Genomic DNA, 18,190 nt, shown 5'->3' on the forward strand with positions numbered 1-18,190 from the left:
TCCTCCGTCTCGATTGGGCTCTCCGCCGCTAGCATCCGTTCGCCGGTGCCTGCGCCGCCGACGATGCCTGCTCTTCTTCCTCCAGATCGAGATTTTTCATGCGTCAAATTCTTACCAGCATTGCCTTTGCATTCGGGGTGGCCGGCCTTGCCGCACCCGCTTTTTCAGCCACGCAATATCCCCTGACGATCGAAAATTGCGGCCAGTCGGTGACCTTCGACAAGGCGCCGGAAAAGATCGTGTCGATCGGCCAGGGCATGACCGAGATCCTGTTCTCGCTCGGCCTTGCCGACAAAATAGCCGGCACGGGCGTCTGGGTCGGTCCGGTCCTGCCGCAATATGCAGAGGCGAATGCCGGGATCAAACGTCTATCCGACAACGATCCGAGCTTCGAATCCGTCGTCGGCGAAGAGCCCGATCTGGTGGCGGCCGAATTCGAATGGCATGTCGGCACGCAAGGTTCGGTCGGCAAGCGCGAGCAGTTTTCCGGGTTGGGCATCAACACATATGTCTCGCCGGCCGATTGCGTCGCCAAGATCAACGCCGATGGCGGTGACGGCGTTCGCAAGGAGCTTTTCACCATGGAGCTCGTCTACCAGGAGATCGAAGAACTTGCGCAGATCTTCGACATCAAGGATCGCGGCGACGCCCTGGTTGCCGACCTGAAGAAGCGCGAGGCCGAGGCCGTGGCATCCGTCTCGGGCGCTGCGGCCAAGAACCTGCCGATCGTCTTCTGGTTTTCCAGCAAGGAAGTGAAGGGCGATGCCTTCATTGCCGGCAAGAACAGCGCGCCGGCCTATATTCTGAAGACGCTCGGCGCGAAGAACGTCGTGACCACCGAGGAAGAATGGCCGCTGGTCGGTTGGGAGACGATCTCGCAGTCCAATCCCTCAGTCATCGTCATCGCCACCATGGATCGCCGCCGTTATGCCGCCGACGATCCGGAAGTGAAGATCGATTTCCTCAAGACCGATCCGGTGACCAGGGAACTCGATGCGGTCAAGAACGAGCGCTTCGTGATGATGGACGCCCAGTCGATGAACCCGACGATCCGCACGATCGACGGCATCGAGACGCTGGCCAAGGGCATCAAGTCCTTCGGGCTGTCGCAGTGAACCAGGCATATCCGATACGTCCGGCATGGTGGGCGCTGTCCGCGCTCACCATTGCCGCAATCGTCATACTCGCGGTGATGGTCAGCCTCGCCGTATCGATCGGCGAGATCGCCATACCGGTGGCCACCACGGCGAAGGCTGTCGCCAACCGGCTGTTCGGCGCGGAATTCGAACTGAGCCGCATCCACCAGGGCATCGTCTGGGACTATCGCCTCAGCCGGGCGCTGGTCGCGGCCAGTGCCGGCGCGTCGCTTGCGCTCTGCGGCGCGATCCTGCAGGCACTGCTGCGCAATCCGCTGGCCGAACCCTATGTGCTCGGCATATCGGCCGGCGCCTCGACGGGCGCCGTCGCCGTGATGGTGCTGGGCCTCGGTTACGGGGTGCTGACGCTGTCCGGTGGCACCTTCATCGGCGCGGTCGTCGCCTTCCTGCTGGTCGGCGTGCTTGCCGCGGGCACCGGCGGCACGAGCGAGCGCATCATTCTGTGCGGCGTGGCGATCTCGCAGCTGTTCAACGCGCTGACCTCCTATGTGGTCACTACCTCTGCCAATGCCGAACAGGCGCGCGGCGTGCTGTTCTGGCTGCTCGGGTCGCTGAGCGGCGTGCGCTGGCCGGATGTCTATCTGTCGGCGCCGATTACGCTTGCGGGCTTCCTCATCTGCCTCGCCCATGTGCGGGCGCTCGATGCCTTCGCCTTCGGTATGGATGCTGCAGCCTCGCTCGGCATTGCGGTGCGGCGCACCCAGATCGTGCTGCTTGCCACGACGGCTGCGATGACGGCGGGTGTCGTCTCCATGGTCGGTTCGATCGGTTTCGTCGGTCTCGTCATTCCGCATGCAGCGCGCTTCATTGTCGGACCCGGCCATGCGCGGCTGCTGCCGGCCGTGGCGCTCGGCGGCGCGATCTTCATGGTCGGCGCGGATATCGTCTCGCGCATCATCGTGCCGCAGCAGATCCTGCCGATCGGCGTGGTGACGGCGCTGTTCGGCGCACCGGCCTTCGCGATCATCCTCTATCGGGCGCGGAGGACGGCATGAGCATCGCGATCGACAATGTCAGTTATGCCGCCGGCGAGACTCTGATCGTCAACGGCGTCAGCCTCTCGGTCGGGAAAGGCAGGATCCTCGGACTGCTCGGCCCCAACGGATCGGGAAAATCCAGCCTGCTCAGGCTGATCTGCCGCCTGAGGAAAGTGAAGAGCGGCGTCATCCGGCTCGGCGACGACGATATCGCCGCCATTCCGCGCGCAGCACTTGCAAGGCGCATCGCCTTCGTTGAGCAGCAATCGACCACCGATACGCAATTGACGGTGCGGGACGTGGTGCGGCTTGGCCGCACGCCGCATCGCGGGCTGTTGTCGACCTGGAATGCGGGCGACGAGGCGGCGATCGACGAGGCGCTTGGCCGTGTGGATATGCGCGAGCGGGCCGACCAGTTGTGGCAGACGCTGTCCGGCGGCGAAAGGCAACGGGTGCATATTGCCCGCGCGCTGGCGCAGGCGCCGAGCGAGCTTCTGCTCGACGAGCCGACCAACCATCTCGATATCCAGCATCAGCTCGACATTCTCTCGCTGGTTTCGAAGCTCGGCGTGACCTCGGTCGTGGCGCTGCACGACCTCAATCTCGCGGCGATGTTCTGCGACAGCCTGGCGGTGATGCGCAAGGGCGAGATCGTTGCCGCGGGCGCGCCGGAAGAGGTGCTGACGGAAGCCCTGATCGGCGACGTGTTCGGCGTCAACGCGCATATCGAACGGTCTGCGGTGCATGGCCGCTTCAACATCCAGTATAGGATGGCTTGAGCGATGGATGGCAGCAGACATGACGGGGCTAATTTCGACCTGAAGGAAGAGATCCGCGCCTACTGGTCGAAACGGTCGGAGACCTTCGATCTCGCTTTCGGCCATCGCATTCCGGCGGGTCCGGAGGCCGATGCATGGCAGGCGCCGATCCGGGCGCTTCTAGGCGACGAGCCGAAGCGGGTGCTGGAGCTTGCCTGCGGCACCGGCGAGGTGACGCGGCTGATTCACGATCTCGGCCATGACGTCACCGCGCTCGATTTTTCCGAGGCGATGCTCAAGGTCGCGCGGGCAAAGCATGCCGGCAAACAGCGGCTGCGCTTCATCTTGGCCGATGCCGAAAACACGATGGAGCCGGACGGGCTTTACGATGCGATCATCTGCCGGCATCTGGTCTGGACGCTGACTGCGCCGCAGCAGGCATTCGCCGACTGGCACCGGGTGCTGAAGCCGGGCGGCAGGGTGCTCTTCTTCGACGGCGACTGGGCCGAGCCGAAACCCTCCGGGCGGATCGCGCGACTGCTGATCTCCTGGATCGATCAGCTGGTCGGCGCGGACGGAAATTACGACGGCGCCCTGAGCGAGCGGCATGGCCGGATCATGCAGGCACTGCCCTTCGGCAAGGGGCTTCGCCCGGAGATGGTGATGCCGCTACTGAAAGATGCAGGCTTTGCCGATATCGCCATTCATCCGCACGGGCCGATCTCCCGCGCGCAGCGCAGGCAGGCCGATTTCAGGAACCGGCTGCGCACCTTCGTCTACCGGCGCTTCGTCATGACGTGTGGGAAGGTGTAGTCGCCGCGCGGGAGCGCTTGTTCCGGGGGGCATCATTGCCTAAATGTCTCCCGCCAACCGCCGGAGACCTTTCATGATCCTCGACGCCGCCCGCCTTGCGCTCGTCAATCTCTTTGCCCCCGAGACACGTTCCGCCTTCTGGAAGATGCTGGGGCTGACACTGCTCATTCTCGCCGGGCTCTGGTTCACGCTGAGAGAAGCCTTCGCCTATTACGTCTGGCCATGGTTTGCGGCGTTTCTTCCCGCAATGCCGGAATGGACGGGCTGGCTGACGCTGATTGCGGCGGTTGCAGCCAGCATCGGTCTTGCGCTCGGGTTGGCGCTGCTGATCGCGCCGATCACGGCGCTCATCGCCGGCCTGTTTCTCGACGATGTCGCGGCGGTGGTGGAAAAGCGGGATTATCCAAACGACCCGCCGGGCCGTGAACTGCCGCTCGGCCAGGCGATCATGGGCTCGATCCAGTTCCTCGGCGTCGTCATCGTCGGCAATTTCATCGCGCTGCTTCTCTTGTTCATTCCGGGCGTCAACCTGATCGCCTTCTTCATGGTCAACGGCTACCTGCTCGGCCGGGAATTCTTCGAGTTCGCCGCGATGCGCTCTCGCCCGCCGGCAGAGGCCCGCGCGTTCCGGGCGAAACACGGCTCGACCGTGATGCTTGCCGGCATGGTGATCGCCGGTTTCCTGGCGATCCCCTTCGTCAACCTCCTGACCCCGCTCTTCGCCGCCGGCCTGATGGTGCATCTGCACAAGGCGATCTCGAAGCGGGATCCGGGTTTCACGATCTAATCCGGCAGGGCCGAGGCGTCGTACATCGCGGCAAACTCGGCACTCGGCGGGATCGGCTTGATGATGTCGATCAGCACGCCGTTCGGGTCGGCGGTGATGAAATGCCGCTGGCCGAAATCCTCGTCCCTCAGATCGAGCCGGATCGGCAGGCCGGCGGCCTTCAGCCGGTCGTAGATCGCATCGACATCCTCCACCTCGAAATTGAGGAGCAGGCCGGCAACCGTGCCGCGGCCCGATGCCGGGATCGTGCCGTGGCTGCCGTCAAGGATAGCAAGCGTCACATGCTGGTTGTCGCGCGACTGCAGATGGACATACCAATCTGCCGAGAACAGCGCCTCGAAGCCGAAATGCTCGATATAGAAGGCCGCCGTGCCGGTGACGTTGTCCGTCATGATAACGGGATAGTAGCTGGTGACTTTCATCGCTTTCACTCCTCCAACTAATCAGATACGTTCAGGCTGTATGTATTTATATAGATACATTCTGTCTGTATGTAAATGAGAGGAATGCGATGCCGCGCAGCAATCGCGAGCGGACAGATCTGACCCGCACGGCGCTACTGGACGCTGCGCGAGCGCTGTTCATCGAGAAGGGTTATGCCGAGACGGCGACGCCGGAGATCGTCGCTGAAGCGCAGGTGACACGAGGGGCGCTCTATCACCACTTTGCCGACAAGCAGGCGCTGTTCCGGGCAGTGATCGAGCGCGAGGCGGAACATGTCGCCGCCGATATCGATGCGCACTCGGCGGAGGCCTCATCAGCACGCGAAGCGCTGCTGCAGGGGGCATCGGCCTATTTCGACGCGATGGCCGTGCCGGGGCGAACGCGGCTGCTTTTGAAGGAGGCGCCGGCGCAGTTTGCCGGCGACAGCGGCGAAGGCGGGGACCCGGCGGAAGAGGGGCTCAAGGTTGGGCTTTCGCATCTGCTTGCGGGGTCGGGCCATCTGGCGCTGCTCGATCCGCTGACGGCGCTCATCTCCTCGGCTTTCGAGCGCGCGGCGATCGCGATCGACTGCGGCGGCAGGCGGGAGGATTACGAGGCAGCGATCGCGGTTCTGCTGGACGGTCTTACTGCGCAGCCGCGCCGATAATCTGCGGTGGCAGTTCGACCAGCGGCGCCGGGATGTCAAAAGTCTTTTCCGGCGAGCGACAGAGATCGGCGATGACGCAATGCTCGCATTCGGGCTTGCGCGCCTTGCAGGTATAGCGACCGTGCAGGATCAGCCAGTGATGGGCATGATAGAGATACTGCTCAGGGATGACCTTGAGGAACTGTTCCTCGACCTCATCCGGCGTCTTGCCCGGCGCCATGAGACAGCGGTTGCCGATGCGGAAGACATGGGTGTCGACCGCGAGCGTCGGAATGCCGAAGGCCATGGACATCACGACATTCGCCGTCTTGCGGCCCACACCCGGCAGGCGTACCAGTTCTTCGCGGGTCTTCGGAACCTCGGAGCCGAATTCGTCGATCAGCATGCGACAGAGGGCGATGACGTTCTTCGCCTTGTTGCGGTAAAGCCCGATCGTCTTGATATGCGCGATCACACCTTCCTCGCCGAGCGCCAGCATCTTTTCCGGCGTGTCGGCGATCCTGAACAGCGCGCGGGTCGCCTTGTTGACGCCGGCATCGGTTGCCTGCGCAGACAGCGCCACTGCGACGACCAGCGTGAAGGGGTTCACATGCTCGAGCTCGCCTTTCGGCTCCGGCCGCTGGATGGAGAAGCGGCGAAATATCTCGACCATTTCCTCTTTCGAATAGGCGGGCTTGAAGCGCTTCGGCTTGCGCGGAGCGGCGGTCTTCGTGGCGGTGCTGGATTTGATTTTCGGATTGGCCATCAGACTGTATAGTCACGCCCGATGACGGAAATCAACGCGCAGATAGTGGACGACCAGCCGGTCTTTGCCGCCGAACTGACGCCCTACCGATCACTCGGCAGGACAGGGTTTCGGGTCGTGCTCATGCTTTCGGGGATCGTCTGCCTGTTCTACGGCATTTTCTTCATGGTGACCGGCGCGTGGCCGATCGGACTGTTTCTCGGCCTCGACTTTCTCGGCCTCTATGTGGCGCTGAAACTGAGCTATCGTTCGGGCCGGCAGCGAGAAGAAGTCACCGTCTCGCGCAGCAACGTGTCGATCCGAAAATTCTCGCCCGCGGGGCGCATGGTGGAGCATCGGTTCAATCCGTTCTGGGCACGATTTAAGGTCAATCGTCACGCGGAATTCGGGATCACCTCCATGCATGTGTCGGGAGAGGGCCGGGGCACGGATGTCGGCTCCTTCCTCAATCCCGATGACCGGGAGAGTTTTGCCAAGGCGTTTCGGGGCGCGCTGGCAAGTGTGACACGCAGGCTCTAGCGAGATCGTTCCAATGGTCAAGAAACGGGTGGTTTCAGCAATGCGAAAGAGGCACATATGAGCGAAAGGAGACAGACCATGAACGCTCTCGCTCAGTTTTCCACGCCCGCCACCGACGTGACGCCGGAAGGCTCCGATTACGAAACCGTACGCCGGGTGATCGAGATGATCACACTCGACTATCGCGACCAGCCGTCGCTGGAGGCGATCGCTGCCGAGATCGGCCAGTCGCCGACGCAGCTGCAGAAGCTGTTCACCCGCTGGGCGGGCCTGTCGCCGAAAGCTTTCCTGCAGGCGGTGACGATCGATCATGCCAAGCGGTTGCTCGGGCAGGAAGGCCTGCCGCTGCTCGAAACCTCCTATGAGGTTGGGCTGTCCGGCCCGGGGCGTCTGCATGATCTCTTCGTCACCCACGAGGCGATGTCGCCGGGCGAATGGAAGGCGAAGGGCGGCGGGCTGACGATCCGCTATGGTTTCCACCGCTCACCCTTTGGGATTGCGCTCGTGATGGCGACCGATCGCGGGCTCGCGGGTCTTGCCTTCGCGGATGAGGCGGGCGAGGCAGATGCGCTTGAAGACATGACGCGACGCTGGCCGAATGCGACCTATGTGGAAGACCGGGAGGCGACACTGCCCTATGTCGGCCGGGTCTTCGATCGGTCGAAATGGCAGTGCGACCGCCCGCTGCGCGTCGTGTTGATCGGCACGGATTTCCAGGTGAAGGTCTGGCAGAGCCTGTTGAAGATCCCCTATGGCAAGGCCGTCACCTATTCCCACGTCGCCAACGATATCGGCCAGCCGACCGCAAGTCGGGCGGTCGGGGCGGCTGTCGGCGCCAACCCGATCTCCTTCGTCGTTCCCTGCCACCGGGCCGTTGCCAAGAATGGCGCATTGACCGGCTATCACTGGGGGCTGACCCGCAAGCGCGCGATGCTGGGCTGGGAGACGGGCGGCTGACGCCCGATCTGCCGGAGCAGAACAGCGCATTCTTTCCCATTCAGGTGCGTGTCAGCTTGAAAAGCGATCCGTGAACTGAGGCAGGCGTGACCTGTCTGGTTTTTTCGGGCGGATCGACATGCTGACAATCACGCGAATGAAGAAGTGGTTTCGTAACGGCGCAGCCGCCATTGGTCTCGGTGTGCTCACGGTCGGAGCCTATCTCGGCTTCCTGCAGCTTTCCGGCAATTTTCACACAGTAATCCCCGGAGAGCTTTATCGCTCGGCGCAGCCGACGGCCGGGCAGATCGAGGACTATGCCCGCCGTTACGGCATCCAGACGATCGTCAACCTGAGGGGCGCCTCGGACGATGCGAGCTGGTACGCGGATGAGGTCGCGACGGCCAGGCGGCTCGGCATCAATCACATGGATTTCCGCATGCTCGCTTCCAGGCAACTGACGGCGCAGGAGGCCGAGGCGCTCGTTGCGATGCTGCGGGATGCGCCGAAGCCGATTCTCATCCATTGCCGTGGCGGGGCCGACCGCACTGGCCTTGCTTCGGTGCTCTACAGCCAGCGCATCGCCGGTATTCCGACGAGTAAGGCCGAGCAGCAGCTGTCGCTCTATTTCGGCCATGTCGGAGTGCCGATGCTTTCGGCCGCATACGCCATGGACCTGACCTGGGAAATGCTGGAACGGCACTACGGGCTGGAGCAGGCCCGAGGTGATCTCAAACAGGCACAACCGGCCGTCGAGGGCTAGGCGCCCTCGGCAAGCCGCAGCAATTCCTTTGCCGCCGTCTCGTCGGTGATCAGCGTGTTGCAGCCGATGCGGCGGATGGTGGCGCGGATGGCGGTGGCGCGGTGAGCTCCGCCTGACGAAAGCACGATGTGCTTTGCCTTCTTCAGCGTATCGAGATCGACCGACATGACGCGGTCATTGAGGGCCGTGTCGACGGAACGGCCTGCCTCGTCCAGGAAGTTGAACATCGTATCGCAGACGCAGCCCGAGGCGATCAGCCGCTCCAGTTCCGTCTTCGAGATGAAACCCTCCGACAGCGACGTCGAGTGCGGTCCGATGTCGCCGCAGCTGACGACCGCGAGGTCCAGGTTTTCGGCGAGATCATAGATCGTGTTCAGGCCGCATTTGTCGATCAGCGCCCGCTTGGTGGCGACGGTATCGACAAGCAGCGGTGCGAGGAACATGAAACATTCGGCGCCGAGCTGACCGGCGAAGCGCCAGGTGAAGTCGATCGGATTGGTCTGGTGGACGGCCACGATGCCGCCGAGCAGCGAGACGACCTTGCAGTTTTCCCGGCGCGGCGGGCGGAAGCTCGCAAGCGACGCCGTCATGGTGCGGCCCCATCCTACGCCGATCGTCATTTCGTCCTGGATGACATCGGAGAGGAACCGGCCGAGTGCCAGGCCGACGGCACCCGCCAGCGCATCGGCACTGCCGTCGCGCGGGGCGGGCACGACCACGGCCTCGTCCAGCCCATAGGCCTTTTCCAGCCCGATCGCCAGTTCGACGCAGGCGTCGACACCTTCGGAGATCCAGATCTGCACCTCGGAGCGTTTCATCGCCTCGTCGAGCATGCGGATGACCGTCGAGCGACTGACGCCGAGTTTTTCGGCGACATCCTTTTGCGTCAGGCCCTGATTGTAATACAGCCAGGCGGCGCGCAGCCGGATCGAGGCCGCGTCTGAATAGCTTATATGGGTTTCGCGTCTCAGTCTCGCCAACGGCCCTCATCCTCCCGGCGGCTAAAACATCCAATCTTCCGACCGCCTGCCATGATATTGTCGCGGTTGAAACATATGTCAATTCCGAAGGACAAATGTCTTGACTTCTTTACCATCCAGGGATGTTATCTAGATAACATGCCAGAGGAGCAAAATCGGCGCCGGGGGCGTTGATCAGCAAATAGCGAGGAACATTCGGATGACGTCGAAACTAGAGCAACTTCGTTCCATGACCACTGTCGTCGCCGATACCGGCGATATCGAAGCGGTGGCTCGTCTGAAGCCGGTCGATTGCACGACCAACCCGTCCATCGTCCTGAAGGCCCTCGGTACCGACGCTTTTGCCGACAAGGTGAAGGAAGCAATCGCCTGGGGCCGCAAGCAGGGTGGCCAGGACGACGCTGTCGTCGCTGCCGTTGCCGACCGTATGGCGATCGACGTGGGTGCTGCGCTTTCCGCGCTGGTTCCGGGCCGCGTCTCGACCGAGGTCGACGCCGACCTTTCCTTCGATACGGAAGCCTCCATCGCCAAGGCCCGCCAGATCATCGCCGCCTACAAGGAGCGTGGCATCGAGCGTGACCGCATCCTGATCAAGCTTGCCTCCACCTGGGAAGGCATCAAGGCAGCCGAAGTGCTGCAGGCCGAAGGCGTCGACTGCAACCTGACGCTGCTGTTCAGCCACGCCCAGGCCGTCGCCTGCGCCGATGCCAAGGCATTCCTGATCTCGCCCTTCGTCGGCCGCATCCTCGACTGGTACAAGAAGTCGACCGGCCAGGACTACACGGCCGAGACCGATCCGGGCGTCGTATCGGTCCGCGCGATCTACAATTACTACAAGGCCAACGGTATCAACACGATCGTCATGGGTGCCTCGTTCCGCAATATCGGCGAGATCGAAGCCCTTGCCGGTTGCGACCGCCTGACGATCGCGCCGAACCTGCTCGACGAGCTGGACAAGGCAGACGGCAAGCTGGAGCGCAAGCTTTCGCCGGAGAAGTTCGAGGCTGCCGCCCCGATCAAGATGGACGAAAAGACCTTCCGCTGGATGCTGAACGAAGACCAGATGGCAACCGAGAAGTTGTCGGACGGCATCCGTGCATTCGCCAAGGACCTGGCGACGCTGCGCGCTAACGTCAAGAAGGAACTGCAGCTCGCTGCCGCGTAACTTCGCGCTTCATTGCTTAGGAAGGGCCCGCCATCGGCGGGCTTTTCTTTGCCTATTCATTTAAGAGAATTAGGCCTTGCTAAATCTATTAGTGATTGAGTTTAGCGGATTTCTTATTTAACTAAAACTTTAACATGACTGGATAATCTTCGCGCTAATCATTTCAGAGCTGGAGATTACTATGGTCGGCATTCCCTTCGGCCACATTCAGTCCAATGCTTCGCTGGTCGAAGCGTTGAATCGTTCGCAAGCCATTATCGAATTCAATCTCGACGGCACGATCCTCACGGCCAACGAAAACTTCTGCAAGACGGTCGGCTATTCGCTCTCCGAAATCGTCGGCAAGCATCACTGCATCTTCGTCGACCCGGCAGAAGCCGCGTCGCGGGACTATGCGGATTTCTGGGCACGGCTCGCCAAGGGCACGTTCGACCAGGGCAAGTACAAGCGCTTCGGCAAAGGTGGCCGCGAGGTCTGGATCGAGGCGAGTTACAACCCGCTCATGCGTCGCGGTAAGCCCTACAAGGTGGTCAAGCTTGCAACCGATATTACCGAGGCGCGCAAGGTGGCGCTGGAAAACCGCGGCAAGCTGGACGCGCTGTCGCGAGCCCAGGCGGTGATCGAGTTCACGCCCAACGGCGAGATCATCACCGCCAACGAGAATTTCCTGGCCGGGCTCGGCTATTCGCTCGGTGAGATCGTCGGCAAGCATCATGCGATGTTCTGCGAGCCGGACTATGCGCGCTCGGCCGAATACCGGCAGTTCTGGGCCGATCTGTCCGCTGGTCAATTTTCAGCGGGGCAATATACCCGCATCACCAAGAGCGGTGCGCCGATCTATATCCAGGCCTCCTACAATCCGATCATCGATGACAGCGGCAAGGTGTTCAAGGTCGTGAAATTCGCGACCGACGTTTCGGACCGCGTCAAGGTTGTCAACGAGCTTGGTGCCGGCCTCGGGCGGCTTGCCCAGTGCAATATCCGCCAGACGATCGATACTCCGTTCGGAGCGGAGTTCGAGCCGCTGCGGCGGGATTTCAACGCGTCGATCGGCGCTTTCCAGGAGACGCTGGTCGGCGTCCTGCAGCAGACCACCGTGCTGAACGGTTCCAGCCAGGAAATGCACGAGGCGGCCGATCAGATGTCGGTCCGCACCAAGGAGCAGGCTGCCTCTTTGGAAGAAACGTCGGCGGCGCTGGAAGAGGTGACGTCGACCGTTCAGGCATCGACGGCCAATACGGAAGAGACGCGCAAGCTGGTGAAGAACGCGCTGGAGGCGGCGACCAACTCATCCTCCGTCGTGCGCGAGACGATTACCGCGATGAAGCGCATCGAGGGAGCTTCGACGGAGATCACCAAGATCATCGGCGTGATTGACGAGATCGCTTTCCAGACCAATCTTTTGGCGCTGAATGCCGGCGTCGAGGCTGCCCGCGCCGGCGAGGCAGGCAAGGGCTTTGCGGTCGTCGCGCAGGAAGTGCGCGAGCTTGCCCAGCGCTCGGCCAATGCGGCAAAGGAAATCAAGGCGCTGATCGACAATTCGGGCCGCGAGGTGACGGAAGGCGTGCGTCTCGTCGACGAGACGGGCGCGGCGCTGCACGAGATCGAAGCTTTCGTCGCCTCGATCGACCAGAATGTCCAGTCGCTGGCAACGGCGGCGCAGGAACAGTCGGTCGGCCTGTCGGAAATCAACAACACGGTGGCACAGCTCGACCGGATGACGCAGCAGAACGCGGCCATGGTGGAGAACACGACCCAGGTCAGCCAGGCGTTGGCGAGCGGGGCGGCGCGGCTTGCCGAACTGGTGCAGCAGTTCAAGCTGAACCGGCGCACACAGATCCGCGAGCCGGAAGTTCCCGCAGCAGGTGGTCACTCCGCACCGAGACGGGCGGCCTGATCCCTCGCGATCAGCGTCTGCCCGCCGGCGCCGACATAATCTGAAACAAAGCTGAAAACACCGGTGCAAAACCCGCGCGTAGTTTCGATCCGATCAAGACGGATTGGAGACAGAGACAATGGACGCTTTTCACACCTATGCCGGCATGCTCAACGCGGTTGCCATGGCGCTGCTGCTGGTGATTATCGCAGGCTTCTACCTGAGCCTGACGATGGAGGCTTTCCGGGGCGCAAGCGACAGTCGCGCGTCCACCGGCGGGCTGCGTCGTGGTGGTGCCGGCACCGACTGCCGATCGGATGAGGACGACGTCAGGCCGACGGCAAGGCGGGGCCGCCGGAACCGGGCCTTATCAGTAGCGTGACGGTCATCGTGCCGGCCTTCGGATCAGGGCTTCCAGCCGAGATTGGTGCTGATCGCGCGGGTCGTGTCGAGAAGCGCCGGAAGGTGCTCCTGCAGGTCCTCGATGTTCACCCGTGACCTGAACGAGGTGATCGAGACTGCACCCACCGCCGCGTTGGCATGGTCACGCACCGGTGCCGCGATACAGTTGGACAGGGAATCGTATTCCCCGTCGTCGAAGGCCCAGCCGCGCGCCCTGACGTCGTCGAGCACCCGCTCATAAGCGTCGATATCGGTGATGGTGCGATCGGTGTAGCGCTCGAAGCTCGCGCGCTGCAGAATCGGGGTTCTTTCGGCATCCGGCAGGAAGGCCAAAATCGCCTTGGCAACGCCGGCCGTATTGACCACCACATCGCCGCCGATGATCGTGTTCAGCACGATCGATTCCTTCGGCTCGACCTTGTCGACATAGGTGATCCGGTCGCGATTGGGCACGGCGAACTGGATCGTCAGGCGAAGGTCGCCGCCAAGGGCTGCAAGATGCGGATGGGCGATGGAACGCAGGTCGAAGTGTTCCATGGCCGAACGTGCGAGTGCGGCCAGCCGGAAGCCGGTGCCGAAGACGCCCGGCGACGTCTGCCGGACGAAGCCGGCATCCTGCAGCGTCAGAAGTGTTCTCAGTATGGTGGTGCGATGAACACCAAGAACGGCGGCAATATCTGCCGCCGTACGCGGGCTTGCACTGCAGAGTTCGAGAATTTCGATGGCGCGTGAAACAGTGGTGCTCATACGCCTTCTTTAGCTTCTCTTCAGGGACGCGTCACCCCGACGCGCAGGATGGCATTGGCAAATCTGCGCGTGTCCCCGGTGACGATGCAGAGCGCCACGTCGGCGGAGCGCGTGAGCGCCACGAAGGCGGCACGGTCCACGGCGGAGCGCTCGATACCTTCCGGCAGGAGCGAGGCGACTTCGTCAGCGACGGCACAGAGCGATGGTTCGCTCGGGCTCATCGCCGTCACCGCCTCGATCGCGATGGTGCGGGAGATCAGATCCACGACTTCCGGCACCAGCGGCGTTTCCGGCCGCAGTGCCGCGTGAACCACGGTTGCTCCCTTCGCGATATTGGTTGCCGCCGCGAAATGGGCATCCGCGACGACGATGAGTGACTTGTGTCCCGCCGATGCCAGCGCGGACAGGACCTGGGGGTGGATGATGGGAACGCGCAACATCAGCTGAAATGCTGTCCGCCATTGATGTCGATCACCACACCGGTGATGAAGGACGCACCGGGGGAGGCGAGCCAGGTCACGGAGGAGGCGACATCGGCCGGATTACCCGCCCGGCCGAGCGGGATGGTGGCGATCGTCTGCTGCTTGGATTGTTCCGTGGTGAACGTGTCGTGGAAGGGCGTCGCCTCGATGAAGCCCGGTGCCACGGCATTGACCGTGATGCGCCGGTCGGCGACCTCCTTCGACAGTCCACGGGTGAAGCCGAACAGGGCAGCTTTTGCGGTGGCATAGGCCGTCGCGCCGGCGTGACCGCCGGAGCGGCCGGCAAGCGAGGCGACGATGACGATGCGCCCGTCATCGGACAGGATCGGAAGTATGCGCTTGGTGACGAGGAAGACACTATCGACATTGAGTGTCTGGACCCTGCGGAACAGGTCGTAGGGCATGTCCTCGATCTTGGAGCGCTCGATCAGGCCGCCGGCATTGTGGACCAATATGTCCACCTTGCCGACCTGTCGCTCGACTTCCGCGCCGAACTTTTCCACTTCCGCCTCGAGTGTCAGGTCAACGGGAAGGGCGATCGCGTCCCGGCCATCGGCGGATCGGAGGCGGTCAAGCGCCTCGCTGGAGGGCTCGTGGCTGCGATAGGTGACGATCACCCGCGCGCCGCGCGATGCGAGGCTCTCGGCAATGCCCGCGCCGATGCCGACGCCTCCGCCCGTGACGATCGCAACCTTGCCCGTCAAATCCTGATCCGACATCAAATCATTTCCTTTCGCTTTTCTGCAGTTCTTACGAGAGAGGTGTTTCCCTCCGGGCGGCGGCCGGCATAGACGAAGGTGACGAACGCGGTGATCGCGAGCGACGCCGAGAGGAAAATCAGCCCGGCCTTGGTCGAGCCGGTCGTGTCCGTCAGCCAGCCGACCACGAAGGGCGACACGAAGCCGCCGACATTGCCGATGGCATTGACGAGGCCGATGCCTGCCGCGGCGGCTGCGCCCTTGAACAGGCTTGCCGGCATGGAGAGCATCGGGCCGATCGCGGTGAAGATGCCGACTGCTGCGAGCGACAGCAGGGCAAGCGCGAGCACCGGATTGATGGTGAGCGTATAGCCGGCGCCGAGCAGGCCGATCGCGGCGAGTGCGAGGCTGACCGCCACATGGGCTGCGCGCTTGCCGGTGCGGTCGGCCCTACGGCTCCACCAGATGATGAAGCAGCTCGCGACCAGATAGGGGACGGCGACGATCAGGCCACGATGGAAGTCGCTGAAATGGCCCATCTCGTCGACGATGGTGGGCAACCAGAAGCCGAGCCCGTAGATGCCGAGCACCATGCCGAAATTGAGGAACGAGTAGGCGAGCGCCGCCGGGTCCTTCAAGGTGCTGAGGAAGGAATGCTCCCGGTTGCTGGTGATGACCGTGTCGTCATGATCGATGGCTGTCTGCAGGACCTGCTTTTCCTCTGCCGTCAGCCACTTCGCTTCCGACGGACGGTCGGTCAGCAGGAAGGGCGTCAGGACGCCGAGAATGACTGCCGGCAGGCCCTCGATCAGATAGAGCCACTGCCAACCGTCCAAGCCGCCGATGCCGTGCATTTCGAGAATGAGACCGCTCAGCGGGGCGCCGAGCATATTGGCCACCGGCTGCGACAGGACGAAGATGCCGAGCATAGCGGCGCGCTGCCGGGCCGGGAACCAGAGGGTGAAATAGAAGACGACGGCCGGGAAGAAGCCTGCCTCGGCAAAGCCGAGCAGGAAGCGGACCGTATAGAACGACGCCGTTCCCGTGACGAAGGCCATGCCCATGGCGAGCAGGCCCCATGGGATCAGGATGCGGGCGATCCAGCGCCGCGCGCCGAAGCGATACATGCCGGCATTGCTGGGTATCTCGAACAGGGTGTAGCCGATGAAGAAGAGACCGGCACCGAGCCCGAAGACCTGGGCTGAGAAGCCTAGATCGGCGCTCATCTGGTCCTTGGCGAAGGCGACATTGTTCCGGTCGAGATAGGCGATGAAATAGAGAAGGACGATGAGCGGCAATATCCGCCAGCGAACCTTCGAGAGCGCCTGCTCCAGAACGAGCGCGCTGTTTTGAACCTGCTGCAACATGAACCTCCCCTTCACTGCATGCGAATACCGCCATTAAAGTAAGTCGCAATATGTGCACATCAAGTGCAATAAATGCACAAAACCGTGAGGGGAGGATTGGAGAATATCATTGTGCTCCGAGGCGAGACCCGGAGCACAAGCGTCAGGCGGCCTGCGGCACCATGGTGGCGGAGCCCGGCTTCTTCAGCAGCATTACGGCGATTGCCGCGATCATGCACATGACGCCGGCGATCTGCAGGGCGGGCATGTAGGTGTCGAAATCGCTCTTGAAGAAACCGGCGCCGAAGGCGGCGGTGGCGGCGCCCAGCTGATGGCCGGCAAAGACCCAGCCGAAGACGAGGCCGGCCTTCTCACGGCCAAAGTTTTCGGCGGCGAGCTTGACCGTCGGCGGCACGGTCGCGACCCAGTCGAGGCCGTAGAAGACGGCGAAGACGGAAAGTTCGACGAAGCTGAAACCGGAGAAAGACAGGTAGATCAGCGACAGTCCGCGCAGTCCGTAGAACCAGAAAAGCAGGACGCGGTTGTCGAACCGGTCCGAGAGCCAGCCTGCGAAGATCGTGCCGAAGAAATCGAATATGCCGATGACGGCGAGCGTGCTTGCGGCGGTAACCGCAGCCATGCCGAAATCGCCGCAGATCGAGATCCAGTGGGTCTGGATCAGGCCGTTGGTGGAGAGGCCGCAGACGAAGAAGGTGCCGAACAGGACCCAGAAGACCGGATTGCCGGAGACACTTTTCAGCGTGACGAGCGGCGAGACAAGCGTGGCAAGCAGCTTGTGGTCCTGCTTCGGCGGCCTGGACACCACCGTCTCGCCATAGGCGGGAAGGCCGACATCGGCCGGGTGGTCGCGCATCAGCAGGAAGACGAGTGCGAAGGCCGCGGCGAGCACGGCAACCGTCAGGGTCAGCGCCGTGCGCCAGCCATAGGCTTCGGTAAGGCTTGCGAGGATCGGCAGGAAGATCAATTGGCCGGTGGCATTGCTGGCCGTCATCAGGCCGACGACAAGGCCGCGGCGCTTGGTGAACCAGCGGCTGGCGACAGTGGCGCCGAGCACCAGCGCGGTCATGCCGGTGCCGACGCCGATGACGAGGCCCCAGAGCAGCAGCAATTGCCAGACCTCGGTCATGAACAGCGAGGCGACGATGCCGGACATAATCATGGCGAGCGCGGTGGAGACGACCTGCCGGACGCCGAAATGGTTCATGAAGGCGGCGGCAAAGGGGCCGAGCAGGCCGAAGAGCACGAGACGCACGGCCATGGCGGTGGAAATGTCGGCGATATCCCAGCCGAATTCCTGGTGCAGCGGCTGGATCATCACGCCGGCAGAGCCCATCGAGCCGGCCGTTGCGAGCATGGTGAGGAAGGTGGTCGCGGCAACCACCCAGCCGTAGTGCAGGTTTCTCTTCGCCATCCAGGCGGCGACGCCATTGGAGATCATGCTTTGGTCCTCTTTCGTCGCCCGTTCCATGGGCCGGGTCTGCCTAAAATGTGCGGGTATATGCCCGTATATGGTTCAAAAGATCACAGGGCTGCGAGCAGTTCCTGCAGCTGTCTCGCCTTGCCGGCGCCAAGGCGGGCATCGATCTCGTCCTGAACACCATCCCAGAGGGGGGCGCCCTTTTCGAGAACCTCATGACCCTTCGGCGCTATGGTCAGGACAGCCTCACGCTGGTCTTCCCCATGGCCGATCTCGACCAGTTCCATTCGGGCCAGAACCTTGGCATTACGCCCGACGGTAGAGCGGTCGAGATCCAGCCGATGCGCGAGATCGGTGAGCGATACCGGTTCCGTGCGGCGGATGTTTCTCAACATGCTGAACTGGCCGATATTGACGCCAAGCGGAGCCAGCGCCTCGTCATAATAGGACGAGACCTTGCGGGTCGCCTTGCGCAGCAGGACACAGTGACATGCATCGTTCGACATTGTCG

Annotated in this window: 21 protein-coding genes; 12 read left to right on the forward strand and 9 right to left on the reverse strand. The window is 62.7% G+C overall.

The genetic code is table 11. From position 1 onward, the window contains the following. The first annotated feature begins 98 nt into the window (after positions 1-98). From BM216_RS11405 to BM216_RS11425, 5 genes are all read left to right on the forward strand, one after another. Entirely contained in the window at positions 99-1,115 is a 1,017-nt protein-coding gene (locus BM216_RS11405) for an ABC transporter substrate-binding protein (protein WP_092999144.1), read from the forward strand. Continuing rightward, positions 1,112-2,152 carry a FecCD family ABC transporter permease gene (locus BM216_RS11410; protein ID WP_244530151.1) on the forward strand — a complete coding sequence of 347 codons (1,041 nt, stop codon included), beginning with the start codon at positions 1,112-1,114 and terminating at the stop codon, positions 2,150-2,152. Before BM216_RS11405 ends, BM216_RS11410 begins: the two co-directional genes overlap by 4 nt. Then, positions 2,149-2,913, forward strand: a complete 765-nt coding sequence (locus BM216_RS11415; RefSeq protein ID WP_092999146.1) for an ABC transporter ATP-binding protein — start codon at positions 2,149-2,151, stop codon at positions 2,911-2,913. Before BM216_RS11410 ends, BM216_RS11415 begins: the two co-directional genes overlap by 4 nt. 3 nt (positions 2,914-2,916) lie before the next feature. Continuing rightward, complete coding sequence (locus tag BM216_RS11420) at positions 2,917-3,705, forward strand: class I SAM-dependent methyltransferase (RefSeq protein WP_092999148.1); 789 nt, start codon at positions 2,917-2,919, stop codon at positions 3,703-3,705. A gap of 73 nt (positions 3,706-3,778) precedes the next feature. After that, positions 3,779-4,492, forward strand: a complete 714-nt coding sequence (locus BM216_RS11425) for a sulfate transporter family protein (protein WP_092999149.1) — start codon at positions 3,779-3,781, stop codon at positions 4,490-4,492. On the opposite strand, the gene BM216_RS11430 is transcribed toward BM216_RS11425, so the two are convergent. Then, positions 4,489-4,914, reverse strand: coding sequence for a VOC family protein (locus BM216_RS11430; RefSeq protein ID WP_092999151.1), 426 nt, complete (start codon positions 4,912-4,914; stop codon positions 4,489-4,491). The two genes, BM216_RS11425 and BM216_RS11430, sit on opposite strands and share 4 nt — an antisense overlap. A gap of 89 nt (positions 4,915-5,003) precedes the next feature. Between BM216_RS11430 and BM216_RS11435 the strand changes: the two genes are divergently transcribed. Then, a complete protein-coding gene (locus tag BM216_RS11435) occupies positions 5,004-5,582 on the forward strand; it encodes a TetR/AcrR family transcriptional regulator (RefSeq protein ID WP_092999153.1) in 579 nt (192 codons plus the stop codon). On the opposite strand, the gene nth is transcribed toward BM216_RS11435, so the two are convergent. Next, entirely contained in the window at positions 5,560-6,327 is a 768-nt protein-coding gene (gene nth / locus BM216_RS11440) for an endonuclease III (protein ID WP_092999155.1), read from the reverse strand. The genes BM216_RS11435 and nth overlap by 23 nt on opposite strands. Before the next feature lie 21 nt (positions 6,328-6,348). Between nth and BM216_RS11445 the strand changes: the two genes are divergently transcribed. From BM216_RS11445 to BM216_RS11455, 3 genes are all read left to right on the forward strand, one after another. Beyond that, complete coding sequence (locus BM216_RS11445) at positions 6,349-6,846, forward strand: DUF2244 domain-containing protein (RefSeq protein WP_092999157.1); 498 nt, start codon at positions 6,349-6,351, stop codon at positions 6,844-6,846. Positions 6,847-6,924: 78 nt separating this feature from the next. After that, a complete protein-coding gene (locus BM216_RS11450; protein ID WP_092999159.1) occupies positions 6,925-7,803 on the forward strand; it encodes a methylated-DNA--[protein]-cysteine S-methyltransferase in 879 nt (292 codons plus the stop codon). 136 nt (positions 7,804-7,939) lie between these two features. Further along, positions 7,940-8,545, forward strand: a complete 606-nt coding sequence (locus tag BM216_RS11455; RefSeq protein WP_092999403.1) for a tyrosine-protein phosphatase — start codon at positions 7,940-7,942, stop codon at positions 8,543-8,545. Here BM216_RS11455 and BM216_RS11460 read toward each other — a convergent pair. Further along, complete coding sequence (locus tag BM216_RS11460) at positions 8,542-9,525, reverse strand: sugar-binding transcriptional regulator (protein ID WP_092999161.1); 984 nt, start codon at positions 9,523-9,525, stop codon at positions 8,542-8,544. The genes BM216_RS11455 and BM216_RS11460 overlap by 4 nt on opposite strands. A gap of 199 nt (positions 9,526-9,724) precedes the next feature. Here BM216_RS11460 and tal point away from each other — a divergent pair, with 199 nt between their 5' ends. The 3 genes from tal to BM216_RS11475 all read left to right on the forward strand — a co-directional run bounded on the left by tal (position 9,725) and on the right by BM216_RS11475 (position 12,948). Next, a complete protein-coding gene (gene tal / locus BM216_RS11465) occupies positions 9,725-10,690 on the forward strand; it encodes a transaldolase (protein ID WP_092999163.1) in 966 nt (321 codons plus the stop codon). Between the two features lie 181 nt (positions 10,691-10,871). Then, entirely contained in the window at positions 10,872-12,587 is a 1,716-nt protein-coding gene (locus BM216_RS11470; RefSeq protein WP_092999165.1) for a methyl-accepting chemotaxis protein, read from the forward strand. A 118-nt stretch (positions 12,588-12,705) separates the two neighbouring features. After that, positions 12,706-12,948 carry a hypothetical protein gene (locus BM216_RS11475; RefSeq protein ID WP_092999167.1) on the forward strand — a complete coding sequence of 81 codons (243 nt, stop codon included), beginning with the start codon at positions 12,706-12,708 and terminating at the stop codon, positions 12,946-12,948. A gap of 23 nt (positions 12,949-12,971) precedes the next feature. Here the strand turns inward: BM216_RS11475 and BM216_RS11480 are convergent, their stop codons facing one another. The 6 genes from BM216_RS11480 to BM216_RS11505 all read right to left on the reverse strand — a co-directional run bounded on the left by BM216_RS11480 (position 12,972) and on the right by BM216_RS11505 (position 18,185). Further along, positions 12,972-13,715, reverse strand: coding sequence for an IclR family transcriptional regulator (locus BM216_RS11480; RefSeq protein ID WP_092999169.1), 744 nt, complete (start codon positions 13,713-13,715; stop codon positions 12,972-12,974). 20 nt (positions 13,716-13,735) lie between these two features. Next, positions 13,736-14,155: an RbsD/FucU domain-containing protein gene (locus BM216_RS11485; protein WP_092999171.1), complete on the reverse strand. Its 420-nt coding sequence runs from the start codon at positions 14,153-14,155 to the stop codon at positions 13,736-13,738. Continuing rightward, positions 14,155-14,916, reverse strand: coding sequence for an SDR family NAD(P)-dependent oxidoreductase (locus BM216_RS11490; RefSeq protein ID WP_092999173.1), 762 nt, complete (start codon positions 14,914-14,916; stop codon positions 14,155-14,157). The genes BM216_RS11485 and BM216_RS11490 overlap by 1 nt, the downstream gene beginning before the upstream one ends. Continuing rightward, positions 14,916-16,262, reverse strand: a complete 1,347-nt coding sequence (locus BM216_RS11495) for an MFS transporter (protein ID WP_092999175.1) — start codon at positions 16,260-16,262, stop codon at positions 14,916-14,918. Before BM216_RS11495 ends, BM216_RS11490 begins: the two co-directional genes overlap by 1 nt. Before the next feature lie 142 nt (positions 16,263-16,404). Beyond that, positions 16,405-17,700 (reverse strand): MFS transporter, encoded by a 1,296-nt coding sequence (locus BM216_RS11500; RefSeq protein ID WP_092999405.1) that lies wholly within the window; start codon positions 17,698-17,700, stop codon positions 16,405-16,407. A gap of 83 nt (positions 17,701-17,783) precedes the next feature. Further along, the gene (locus BM216_RS11505) at positions 17,784-18,185 is read right to left on the reverse strand and encodes a MarR family winged helix-turn-helix transcriptional regulator (RefSeq protein WP_092999177.1); all 402 of its coding nucleotides are present in this window, start codon (positions 18,183-18,185) and stop codon (positions 17,784-17,786) included. Positions 18,186-18,190 lie beyond the last annotated feature (5 nt).

It is taken from the genome of Rhizobium sp. NFR07 (genome assembly GCF_900111905.1).
GTDB lineage: Bacteria > Pseudomonadota > Alphaproteobacteria > Rhizobiales > Rhizobiaceae > Neorhizobium.

What these genes read in the sequence shown, in the direction of transcription:
- BM216_RS11405 (WP_092999144.1), top strand. Translation starts at nt 99, where the DNA reads ATGCGTCAAATTCTTACCAGCATTGCCTTTGCATTCGGGGTGGCCGGC.
- BM216_RS11415 (WP_092999146.1), top strand. Translation starts at nt 2,149, where the DNA reads ATGAGCATCGCGATCGACAATGTCAGTTATGCCGCCGGCGAGACTCTG.
- BM216_RS11420 (WP_092999148.1), top strand. Translation starts at nt 2,917, where the DNA reads ATGGATGGCAGCAGACATGACGGGGCTAATTTCGACCTGAAGGAAGAG.
- BM216_RS11425 (WP_092999149.1), top strand. Translation starts at nt 3,779, where the DNA reads ATGATCCTCGACGCCGCCCGCCTTGCGCTCGTCAATCTCTTTGCCCCC.
- BM216_RS11430 (WP_092999151.1), bottom strand. Translation starts at nt 4,914, where the DNA reads ATGAAAGTCACCAGCTACTATCCCGTTATCATGACGGACAACGTCACC.
- BM216_RS11435 (WP_092999153.1), top strand. Translation starts at nt 5,004, where the DNA reads ATGCCGCGCAGCAATCGCGAGCGGACAGATCTGACCCGCACGGCGCTA.
- nth (WP_092999155.1), bottom strand. Translation starts at nt 6,327, where the DNA reads ATGGCCAATCCGAAAATCAAATCCAGCACCGCCACGAAGACCGCCGCT.
- BM216_RS11445 (WP_092999157.1), top strand. Translation starts at nt 6,349, where the DNA reads ATGACGGAAATCAACGCGCAGATAGTGGACGACCAGCCGGTCTTTGCC.
- BM216_RS11450 (WP_092999159.1), top strand. Translation starts at nt 6,925, where the DNA reads ATGAACGCTCTCGCTCAGTTTTCCACGCCCGCCACCGACGTGACGCCG.
- BM216_RS11455 (WP_092999403.1), top strand. Translation starts at nt 7,940, where the DNA reads ATGAAGAAGTGGTTTCGTAACGGCGCAGCCGCCATTGGTCTCGGTGTG.
- tal (WP_092999163.1), top strand. Translation starts at nt 9,725, where the DNA reads ATGACGTCGAAACTAGAGCAACTTCGTTCCATGACCACTGTCGTCGCC.
- BM216_RS11470 (WP_092999165.1), top strand. Translation starts at nt 10,872, where the DNA reads ATGGTCGGCATTCCCTTCGGCCACATTCAGTCCAATGCTTCGCTGGTC.
- BM216_RS11475 (WP_092999167.1), top strand. Translation starts at nt 12,706, where the DNA reads ATGGACGCTTTTCACACCTATGCCGGCATGCTCAACGCGGTTGCCATG.
- BM216_RS11480 (WP_092999169.1), bottom strand. Translation starts at nt 13,715, where the DNA reads ATGAGCACCACTGTTTCACGCGCCATCGAAATTCTCGAACTCTGCAGT.
- BM216_RS11485 (WP_092999171.1), bottom strand. Translation starts at nt 14,155, where the DNA reads ATGTTGCGCGTTCCCATCATCCACCCCCAGGTCCTGTCCGCGCTGGCA.
- BM216_RS11490 (WP_092999173.1), bottom strand. Translation starts at nt 14,916, where the DNA reads ATGTCGGATCAGGATTTGACGGGCAAGGTTGCGATCGTCACGGGCGGA.
- BM216_RS11495 (WP_092999175.1), bottom strand. Translation starts at nt 16,262, where the DNA reads ATGTTGCAGCAGGTTCAAAACAGCGCGCTCGTTCTGGAGCAGGCGCTC.
- BM216_RS11500 (WP_092999405.1), bottom strand. Translation starts at nt 17,700, where the DNA reads ATGATCTCCAATGGCGTCGCCGCCTGGATGGCGAAGAGAAACCTGCAC.
- BM216_RS11505 (WP_092999177.1), bottom strand. Translation starts at nt 18,185, where the DNA reads ATGTCGAACGATGCATGTCACTGTGTCCTGCTGCGCAAGGCGACCCGC.